This window comes from Streptosporangium sp. NPDC053982 (genome assembly GCF_055585205.1).
In genome coordinates this window covers 1-1605 of sequence record NZ_JBVJKQ010000046.1, presented here as the reverse complement: position 1 = coordinate 1605, position 1605 = coordinate 1, and the positions used below count along the sequence as shown (strand labels likewise).

General features: G+C 68.3%; 1 protein-coding gene. It reads right to left on the bottom strand.

The annotated features are described in order from the left end of the window. Positions 1 to 382: 382 nt before the first annotated feature. Positions 383 to 1162, bottom strand: coding sequence for a GNAT family N-acetyltransferase (locus ACZ6W9_RS36940; RefSeq protein ID WP_470121858.1), 780 nt, complete (start codon positions 1160 to 1162; stop codon positions 383 to 385). Positions 1163 to 1605 lie beyond the last annotated feature (443 nt).

The window sequence follows — 1605 nt, the reverse complement described above, 5'->3', positions numbered from 1 at the left end:
TCCGCCGTAGTTTCTCGCTTTCCGGCGGCCCACGGCCCTCACCGATGCTGAAGCCAACCGTTGATCCCGGCTCAGGGCGGGCCGCCGTAGCCTTGCGGCCATACTGACAGGGAAGAGCGCAGGGCTGGGCACCGTAGTCCCTCCCCTCCGGACCGCCCACGGCCCCCGCCCCCTTCCGGATCATTCGCTCTTCCCCGTCATCCACGACTCCGTTCCGAAGAGGGAGGACCGGTCATTCACGGCCTTCCCGACCCGGAGAAAAAGAGCCGGAGAAGAAAGAGAGGGCTTCTCGACCCGGAGTGCGAGGAGAGGGTGAGGCGTCGAGCCGCTGGTCTCCGGAAAAGCGGGGACGGCGGGAGGAAGGTCGGCAAGGTCTCGATGGTCAGGACCACCAGGTGGCCTGGGTGATCACGTCGAAGCCCAGGGAGTCGTAGAGCGGCTTGCCTGCGGTGGCCGCGGTCAGGGTGACGGGGAGGCCGGACAGGCGCTCCAGTACGGCGTGCATGAGCATCCGGCCGATTCCGCGCGACCGGTGCTCGGGCAGGGTGGTGACCCAGTAGACGCCGCCGACCGTGCCGTCGAGGATCACCATGCAGGCGCCGGCGGGCACGCCGTCCCTGGTGACGAGGAAGAACTCGACGTCCTGCCGCTCCAGCACGGTCCGGGGGAAAACCTCACCCGGACGCCAGGGCAGGAAGCCCTCCAGCGGGAATCCGGGGACCACGACCCGTTCCACGGTCTCCAGCAGGCTCTCCGAATCCGCCCTGACGATCTCCACGGCGGGTGGGCTGGAGGAGGCGCCGCCGGCGCTCCCCGGCGGAGCGGTGTCGCGGATCATGACGGGTAGCCGCCGCGAGGTCAGGCCGAGATCTCCCAGGTCGACCGTACCGAACTGGTCCTCGACGACCACCTTGCCGTCGCGCCGGTCCCGGACCAGCTCCGTCAACGCGGCGAGATCGTCCTCGTCCGGGTCCGGGCCGAGCAGCAGGATCCGTGTCCCGCCCCGTTCGCTCCCCTTCACGCCGACGAAGCCGGGCCGCTGAACCACCTCGTTCCCTCGGACCTGCGCGAGCGCCGTCCAGAGGGCGGCGGCGTTCCGGTTGGCCAGGAGAAGGGGGCTCATGCGCCCCTCGGAAGCGACATCCGTCAGCACACTGCTCATGTCCGCAACCATAAAGGCCCATCCAAGCTGACCTCAGACCCGATACCGACCCGAATGATCAGTCCACTCCCCCTCACCCTGCCCTCTTTCTCCCTCTGCTCTGTACGTCCCCTCCTTGCTGTTCTCACGGTTTCTGCTCACCGCGCCCCCTACGGGGGAGCGCTTCCTCCTGTTCTCCCAGGCGAGAGCATGAGCCATCCGGCTTCCTGTTCCCTCCGCTCTTCAGGACGGGATCGTGAGCGGCCAGAAAGAATGCGTGCTCCGAAGGAAGGCGGCGAGGACCGTGAGCGATCCGAAAGGGAGGGGCTACGGCGCCCGACCATGCGCTCTCCCCTGCCAGTGTGGCCGCAAGGCTACGGCGGTCAGCCCCGGACGGGCCTGACCGGGAGGCTTCAGCATCGGTGAGAGCCGTGGGCCTTCGGAAAGCAAGACGCTACGGCGGG

Bases quoted from the DNA above. Each gene is read 5' to 3' on its own strand.
- ACZ6W9_RS36940 (WP_470121858.1), bottom strand. From the start codon at position 1,162: ATGAGCAGTGTGCTGACGGATGTCGCTTCCGAGGGGCGCATGAGCCCC.